The organism is Parabacteroides caecihominis, assembly GCF_023656785.1.
In the GTDB taxonomy this organism is placed as follows: domain Bacteria; phylum Bacteroidota; class Bacteroidia; order Bacteroidales; family Tannerellaceae; genus Parabacteroides; species Parabacteroides segnis.
On sequence record NZ_JAMOKS010000076.1, the window covers coordinates 1 to 8,034 of the forward strand.

The window sequence follows — 8,034 nt, forward strand, 5'->3', positions numbered from 1 at the left end:
AACATACGACGAATATTAAGCCTTATTACCTAATTACTGAAAAAATAGTCGCATAGACAAAAAAAAGAGGAACGACTATTTTAAGATAAAAAAGGAGATGTGCCTTAGTTTTGACACACCCCCATTAAAAAACAACAGGTCAAAGACCTTCCTCTGCGGGTTTCAACCCCATTAAGAAGAAACCTGAAAATCCTTGTTGGAAAGGGGCTTAAGCCCACAGAGGCATTATATTTTTTATCCCTTCGGGAACCGTCGGTTAAAACCGACGGCAAAAGAGAGCCTGCGGCACAAGGCTTTGCCTTGTCTGATGTCAATATCTGAAGATAATAAATGTATAACAATATGATAACAATTAATATGAAACAATACCTATTCATCCTGCTCTCCTTCCTCCTGGCTTCCTGTGCCGAACAGGAAATCGGCCGTGAGGAACCCGGAGGCATCCCCGGTGAAGGCTTCCGCCTCTCCGTCCGCCTCGGCAACGGCATTGCCACCCGCGCCCTGGGCGATCCTTTTGATTCCGCAGGCGATGAGAAACGTATCGACCGTCTCGCCTTCTTCGTCCACACCGACGAGGACGGCTTCCAGGTCTACCCTCCTGTCCCCGACGACGTGACAGACGCCACCGCTGCCGCCACCGACCACCCGCATAACGTCTACCTGACCGAAACCGCCCCCGGCAGCGGCCAATACACAGCCGACGTCACCCTGACGGCCGGAGGCGGCTACATGGCGGACATCGTCGCCGTAGCCAACCTCCCGAAAGACTACGACTACAACCAGATCGTCACCTGGGACGGCTTGCAGGACAGCGTCGTTGTCTGGGCCACCGCCAACCTGCTGCCCGCCACGGCCGGCACCGCCACTGAAATGCCTTCGTGCACACCCGGCGCGAACCTCGCCGATGCCGCCCGCCGCGCCTTCGCGATGTACGGCTACACCCGTGAGGAACTGGTGAAAGAAGAAACCAACGCCTTCACCCTCGCCCTCGAACGCCTGGTTGCCCGCATCGACATCACCAACGAAGCCTACGAGCCCGGCATGACCGCCGCCGACCCGAAAGGCGGCTTCCTGCTGACCTCCGTCCGCGTGCTGCAAGCCCGCCCGGCAAGTTACATCACGCCGCAGCCCGGTTACGCCTCGCCCGACGTCGCCACGATCAGCGACTGGCAGGTGACCGACATCCCCTACGGCAAAGCGACCGCCTCCGACGCGACCGTCAACCCGACCCGCGAGCCGGATGCCGTCGACGTTGCCGCCGCCGAAACCGATGCCACCCTGCAATACCTCTGGCGCACCCTCTACACCTACGAGAACAGCGACACCGAACATGCCCCGACCGCCCTCGAGATAAAAGGCAACTTCCGCGGCACGGAGGTAACCCGCCGCATCGACTTTATCGACGCCGACAAACAGCCTGTCCCCCTCGTCCGCAACCACCGCTATCTGGTACGCATCCTCCCCGCTCCCGGCCAAACGGATATCACCTTCGACATCAAGGTGGCGGAATGGGATGCGGTAGATACGATACAGGTAAAGCCGGATCAGACGGAGGTGCCGGAGATTGCGAATATCGGAGGCAATGTTACCCCCAACCTGATCAGTGAAGTTGCAAAAACATATGATGTCTATTATACGCAGGACGGCGAACTAACCTTTGAAGCGACCTGCTCCTTTGCCCCCCGGTGTCCGTGTGAAATACTACGACAACCATACGGATAGCTGGACAACGAAAGGCGACTGGCTGACCATAGAACAGGTCGGCAGCACGGAGATCGTGACGAAAGCAACCCCAACCTACAAGAACAGCTATCAGGTCACCTTCAATAAATTCGATGGCGGCGCGACGCGCAAAGCGATGCTATTAATACATAACGGAGGAAGCGAGGTGGAATGTGATACGATTCTGGTACGGCATGTGGTTACTTATCCAGGCACGGATTTTGAACCGGAAGCGGTAGCAAAAAGAGAGGATGGTTCGGATATTATTGTGGCACCGATGAATATTGGAGCAACAAAGGTGATGGAGGAAAAGGATATTAAACTTATCAGTTCAAAAGAAACAGACGAAATTTATCAGGATTATTTTGAAAAGGTCGGTTACTATTTTCAATGGGGAAGAAAGACTGGGGTAAAATATACTGGACAAAGCACTAAAATTACTCAAGAAACTGTATCAACCAGTGATGAAAATAAAGAAGAATATCAGAATACATACATTTTGGGTTCCGATCCTGAATCCTATTCATGGTCTAGCGACAACGATCCTTATTTATGGAATGCCGGAACAGAAGAGAATCCTATAAAAGGTAAGAATGATCCTTGTCCTCCTGGTTGGCGGATTGTAACAAAAAAAGAATTTGAAAGAATAAAAGAACAAGTGGTTTCAGATAATCGAGGTGATGGTTTTGGAATTTCTACATCAATCAAAGATACAAAGATAAAACTACCAGCTGCTGGTTTAATGCTTGCATATTCAGAAAGCCAGAGTATGATTCAATATCAAGGAAAGCTATATTGGTTTACTTCTTTGTCTAAAGATGAGAATCGCGCGACAAGTGTGACCATAGGTGAGAGTAAAAGTATAGGTGATATTTCAAAAAGTTTTGGTATCCCCGTCCGTTGTATCCAGGAACAAATTCCCTCATTATGAACTCAATCCTCCGCACTTATGCCTACCGCAACGTCCTGCCGAATCCCGCAGCCGCTTTTTACAGCCTGCGTGCCGGTTCATTGGGTCGTTTGGGTATCGGCGATATCATCGCCCGTATCCGCCGAAGTCACTCCTGTCATGGCGGACTTGATCCGCCAACTCATACTACCCATTCTATATCAGTGTAGTATGCGATCCCGGGTCACCCCCCGGAATAACAGAGAAGAAAGGAAACCACCCTGTAAGCCAGGGTGAAAAAGGAGGCCAAAGCCTCAAAGCGATTTATTGAAAGCGTTCTTTGACATGTTGGGAGAAAATAATCAGGTGTAAAGGTTTGTATATCCATTGAATTGAATACCTTTGCCTCCATAGTATGAACCAAAATTCATTAATTATGGAGAACAAAGGAGAAATCATTGTTTATCAGTCGGATACCACCTTGCAACTAAAGGTGAGGATGGAAGATGAAACTGTCTGGCTGACTCAGGCACAGATGGTTGAGTTGTTTCAAAGAGATGTTTCTGTTATATCCCGGCACATTAATAATATATTTAAGGAAGGCGAACTCGAAAAGAAAAGCAATTTGCATTTTTTGCAAATTGCAAATTCCGATAAACCTTTAACGTTGTATAGTCTGGATGTAATTATCTCAGTAGGTTACCGTGTGAAATCACAAAGAGGAACCCAATTCAGAATATGGGCTAATAAGGTTTTAAAAGACTATATGCTTAAAGGATATGTTATGGACAAGCGTATAGATAGAATAGAGCAAACCCTTTCTGAGCAGGTTGATAAACTGATTATACATGATAATATGCTCGTCGATCACGACAAGAAAATCGACTTCTTCATCAAAACATCCCTACCTCCGGTAGAAGGTGTTTTCTATGATGGTCAACTATTCGATGCATATAAGTTTGTCGCTGACCTGATCCGTACGGCTACCACCTCTCTTATCCTGATCGATAACTATATTGATGACACCGTGCTGACTCTTTTCACCAAACGCATTCCCGGAGTAAGTGTTACGATTTATACCGCTCAAATATCCAAACAACTATCTTTGGATTTACAGCGCCATAATTCGCAATACGAACCGATCGATATCCGCCGGTTTAATCAGTCGCACGACCGTTTCCTGATCATAGATGAAAAGGAACTTTACCATATCGGCGCCTCGCTAAAAGACTTGGGTAAGAAATGGTTCGCTTTCTCTAAAATGCAATTGGATATAAAAGAGTTGTTGAAGCATCTATAGAAATAATTGAGTTATTTACGCTATCTTTAAACGAGGCTCGCCTCGTGCCGCAGGCTCTCTCTTGCCGTTGGTTTCAACCAACGGTTTTAAATATAGGAGGCAAAGCCTCTTCCTCTGTGGGATTTATCCCCTTTCATAATATGATACCAGATAAAGGGGTTGAAACCCACAGAGGAATCCGGCAAAACCGGAAGGTTTATCTATCCGTCAGTTGAAACTGACGGCAAAAGAGAGCCTGCGGCATGGGGCAAGCCCCATTAAAAAGACACAAATAGCTCATATTTGATAAGATTTGAGCTATTTGATATAGTGCCGGTGAGAACCCTGACAAGGATTTAAAGACGGTAACACAGGTATTTTGTTTTCTCCCAACATGTCACATCGTTCTTTGACATGTTGGGGTTTAGATAAGGGAAATTATAACGATCTGGCTCTCGAGATTGAAAAATATACAACTTCGCATAAGAAAGGTTTTAACTTTATGTTTTAACAATAGTATCCTCCCTTATCTAAACCCCCGGCATGTCAAATTGATGCCGGGGGATTTTTTTATCTCCTGACATCCTATATATAGTATAAACTTTTTTAAACTTATTAAGTATGTCAGACATCAAATTATACGCAGATCTTTATGACAACGCGTTAACAGAAAAAGAGGGCGATTGCGTAGCACGCCCGCGTATCAACGGTACATTACATAATAACGATATCGCACGCCGTATCGTGGAGAAACGTACGGAGTACCGACAGGAAACTATCGAGAATATCCTGACAATGGCCGACGAAGAGAAGTCGCTTGCCATTGCCAGCGGGATGAGTGTGGTGGACGGCGTAGGCCAGTACCTGCCGCAGATCAAAGGTGTTTTCGACAAGCCGACCGACCCGTTCGACCGGATGAAACATTTGCTCACTGTGGGCTATACGATAGGCAAAACGCTGAGAAAACTACTGCTGGAAACGGTGGTGGTGACCAACGGTGCCGCTACCGTCGGGCCGGTGATCGGCGGTTTCAGCGACTCACTGACCGGTAAGGAGGACAGCACCTTCACTCCGGGCATGCCGATCGTCGTGGGTGGCAGCAATATAAAGATCAGCGGCCCGAATTCCGCCAACGGCTTCTATTTTATCCCGGCAGCCGAAGGAAGCACGCCGGTGAAGGCTACCGTGATCGTGCATAACAACCCTTCACAGCTGACCGTCATGGTGCCCGCCGACCTTGCCGAAGGCGATTACTACATCAGCGTCACGACCCAATACGGACGCTCGGCCCTCGTGAAAGAACCCCGCAGCTACAAATACCCGATCCTGTTGAGCACTGCCGGCAACGAGGGTGGCGGTGGCGGCGACCGTCCCGAAATCGAGTGATTTTACTGAATGGTTGTCAGTCCCGTTACTGACACGGACTCAGTCCTCCGACTGACGACGTGTCCGACGCCCGACTGACAGCGGCTCAGTCTCCCTACTGACAGGCATTCAGTAGAGGGACTGACGCCGTTTCAGTAACCCTGTTTTTCTACAACTAAACACAAAAGAATATGAAACAGACTGGAATAAAACATTTTACCATCTTTTTGCTCCTCACACTCGCCGCCCTGCCGGGTTGTAATGTGGAGGAGATCAGCCGGGGCGGTGACCCGCTGCCCGAAGGGGTGACGCGCCTGACGGCTACCGTACAGCCGGGTGTGAAAACCCGTGCAGTAGGCGGCCTGCTGAACGATGCCACCAACGACGAGAAACGCATCGACCGCCTGGCTTTCTTCGTGCATACCGATGCCGAAGGCATGCAGGTGTATGAACCCGCCAAAGCCGGAGAGACCCGCAAAGACTTCCCGAACAAAGTGCAGCTGGAGGCTGTCGATGCCGCCGACCCGTCGAAGGGCTACACCGCCACGGTAGACCTGACCGCCGGCGCAGGCTACGAGGCCGACATCATCGCCGTCGCCAACCTGCCCGAAGACTACGACTACGCCCAGATCGTTTCCTGGCAAGGATTGCTGGACAGCGTAACGGTCGGTACCTTCACGGCTTCGATGCCGCTCTGCACTGGCAATGACGGAGCGGGCCACAACAACGCTTTCGTCATGTACGGTTCGACCACCATCGGCCTGCACAAGGAAAAAGAGGAAACGTTCGACCTGACGATCGAACGCCTGACGGCACGTATCGACATCACCAACGAGGCATACGTGCAAGGCATGACGGACGACGACCCGAAAGGCGGTTTCCTGCTGAAAGGTGTCCGCATCCTGCATGCCCGTCCTGAGAGTTATATCGTGCCGCAGATGGATTACGTATCGCCCGACGTGGCGACGGTTAGCGACTGGAAGACAACGCCCGACCAGATACGTCTCGTCAAAGTGGCAGGTGATATCGCCACCGACATGACCGACGGCACGCCCGATGAGCAGGCCACCGCCACCTGCCAGCGTATCTGGCATACACTCTACACCTACGAGAACCACGAAACGGAGCATGCTCCGACAGGACTGGAAATTACGGGTACCTTCCGCGGTCTCGCAGTGACGCGCCAAATTCCCTTCGAGGTGACGGAAACCGACGGCACGACGAAACGCGCCGTCCCCATCGTGCGCAACCACCGTTACCTGGTACGCATCCTCCCCGCCCCAGGGCAGACCGACCTCTCCTACTCGATACAGGTAGGCGAATGGAATGCCGTCGATACGGTCAACGTGCAGCCGAACCAGGACCAGCTGCCGGAGGTGACGAACGTGGCCTGCAACGAAGCCATCAAATCATATGGCGGTGACCTGATAAACGGCATCATGCCCGACACGCTCGTCGTCCCTGCCGATGGCGGAACGCTGACATTCACCGCCTCCTGCCCCTTCGACACCCGCGTCACCGCCGACTATTTCTCACCGGAGGACGGCAACAGCTGGCTGGAAGTCACAAGCTCGGAGCCAACCGTAACCAAAGCGAATATCAGCCTGACACGGGAGTATACGATCACAATCAAGGCAAGCCTCGCCCTGAAAAACGGCCTCGACAAAGACCCCACCTACACCAACGCCTACGTCAACCGCGCTTACCTCTATATCGCCAACGGCGGTAACGGCTCGGCAGTCGACACAGTAGTGGTTTACCAAGGAACGGATATTGCCTATGCCGATACACGGTTTGCCGCCGTTACATTAGGCGAAGCAAATGGCAAAGAGATTGTCTGGGCGCCAATTAATCTCGGGGCGACGGAACTGACGACGGGGCTGCTGAAAGTGCCGACTATGGACAATCCGGATTACCCATCAGCTGCACTAAAAAATGAACCTCAATGCGGTTTTTATTTTCAATGGGGAAGAAAGACACCGTTCCCGGCTTCTGGTGCAGAGACGACAAATACCCAATTTACAAGTGTGGAAGAAGCAGAGAGCAGTGAACTCCTATATGCAAATAACGCGAGTGATGGATCATGGCTGTCAGGAAGCATACCTCCGGATTTATGGAATGCGAAAGGTATAGAAGTAGAAGAAGCAGGAAGCGTAATCGATATTGAGAAAGCAGCCTATGATCCTTGTCCGACCGGATGGCGCATTCCAACAAAAACAGAACTTAAGGCTTTAATGGCTGGGGATATAACAAGCAAGAAGGTTGACTCTGGTCAATATAATTCATTAAAAAAAGGAAATGTGGAACTAAGATTACCGTGTGGAGGTACCCTTTACAACAGATCATTACAAGCAATGGGATTCAGTGGTCTTTACTGGTCTTCTACCTTGCTTACAAATCTCAGTGGATATAGACTTGATACCTATAGTGCGGCTGTACAAACCCACAATCCAATACAAGGCTGCTCTATCCGTTGCGTTCGAGAGTAACCTTACCGGATTTCATATCCGGTCTCTTTTAAATACTTTCCGCTCAAAAGGGAAGTAGTGATAACGATCTTTGACATGGTGGGGGAAATAAGAAATTGTTTTGAATTTGTGTAGGGTTCAATTATTATCAGAAATGAACTGTCCAATTATTGACCGGTTGTACCCGGCTCCCCTCTGGAGAGACTGTGTAAAAACTAGTCTTTGAAAAAGTTCTTTGAAATTTTGTTAAGTAGTAGAAAGAAATTAACTTCGGCTATTCAAAAGCATGAGTTATGAACTATCGCGAGTTA

At 49.8% G+C, this 8,034-nt stretch carries 7 protein-coding genes; 6 read left to right on the plus strand and 1 reads right to left on the minus strand.

The features are described 5' to 3' along the window. The first annotated feature begins 357 nt into the window (after positions 1 to 357). The 5 genes from NBH14_RS28345 to NBH14_RS28365 all read left to right on the plus strand — a co-directional run bounded on the left by NBH14_RS28345 (position 358) and on the right by NBH14_RS28365 (position 5,276). Positions 358 to 1,722: a hypothetical protein gene (locus NBH14_RS28345; RefSeq protein ID WP_186962072.1), complete on the plus strand. Its 1,365-nt coding sequence runs from the start codon at positions 358 to 360 to the stop codon at positions 1,720 to 1,722. Beyond that, entirely contained in the window at positions 1,694 to 2,653 is a 960-nt protein-coding gene (locus tag NBH14_RS28350; RefSeq protein WP_186962073.1) for a fibrobacter succinogenes major paralogous domain-containing protein, read from the plus strand. Before NBH14_RS28345 ends, NBH14_RS28350 begins: the two co-directional genes overlap by 29 nt. After that, positions 2,650 to 2,841, plus strand: coding sequence for a hypothetical protein (locus tag NBH14_RS28355; protein WP_186962074.1), 192 nt, complete (start codon positions 2,650 to 2,652; stop codon positions 2,839 to 2,841). Before NBH14_RS28350 ends, NBH14_RS28355 begins: the two co-directional genes overlap by 4 nt. A 206-nt stretch (positions 2,842 to 3,047) precedes the next feature. Then, positions 3,048 to 3,911, plus strand: a complete 864-nt coding sequence (locus tag NBH14_RS28360; protein WP_186962075.1) for a virulence RhuM family protein — start codon at positions 3,048 to 3,050, stop codon at positions 3,909 to 3,911. Between the two features lie 600 nt (positions 3,912 to 4,511). Then, entirely contained in the window at positions 4,512 to 5,276 is a 765-nt protein-coding gene (locus NBH14_RS28365; RefSeq protein ID WP_186962076.1) for a DNA-binding domain-containing protein, read from the plus strand. Positions 5,277 to 5,407: 131 nt separating this feature from the next. Here NBH14_RS28365 and NBH14_RS28370 read toward each other — a convergent pair whose 3' ends face one another. After that, the gene (locus NBH14_RS28370) at positions 5,408 to 6,163 is read right to left on the minus strand and encodes a hypothetical protein (protein ID WP_250817992.1); all 756 of its coding nucleotides are present in this window, start codon (positions 6,161 to 6,163) and stop codon (positions 5,408 to 5,410) included. On the opposite strand from NBH14_RS28370, the gene NBH14_RS28375 reads away from it, so the two are divergent. Continuing rightward, positions 6,107 to 7,744 carry a fibrobacter succinogenes major paralogous domain-containing protein gene (locus NBH14_RS28375; RefSeq protein WP_250817994.1) on the plus strand — a complete coding sequence of 546 codons (1,638 nt, stop codon included), beginning with the start codon at positions 6,107 to 6,109 and terminating at the stop codon, positions 7,742 to 7,744. The two genes, NBH14_RS28370 and NBH14_RS28375, sit on opposite strands and share 57 nt — an antisense overlap. Positions 7,745 to 8,034 lie beyond the last annotated feature (290 nt).

Bases quoted from the DNA above. Each gene is read 5' to 3' on its own strand.
- NBH14_RS28355 (WP_186962074.1), top strand. From the start codon at position 2,650: ATGAACTCAATCCTCCGCACTTATGCCTACCGCAACGTCCTGCCGAAT.
- NBH14_RS28365 (WP_186962076.1), top strand. From the start codon at position 4,512: ATGTCAGACATCAAATTATACGCAGATCTTTATGACAACGCGTTAACA.
- NBH14_RS28345 (WP_186962072.1), top strand. From the start codon at position 358: ATGAAACAATACCTATTCATCCTGCTCTCCTTCCTCCTGGCTTCCTGT.
- NBH14_RS28370 (WP_250817992.1), bottom strand. From the start codon at position 6,163: ATGCAGGATGCGGACACCTTTCAGCAGGAAACCGCCTTTCGGGTCGTC.
- NBH14_RS28360 (WP_186962075.1), top strand. From the start codon at position 3,048: ATGGAGAACAAAGGAGAAATCATTGTTTATCAGTCGGATACCACCTTG.
- NBH14_RS28375 (WP_250817994.1), top strand. From the start codon at position 6,107: ATGACGGACGACGACCCGAAAGGCGGTTTCCTGCTGAAAGGTGTCCGC.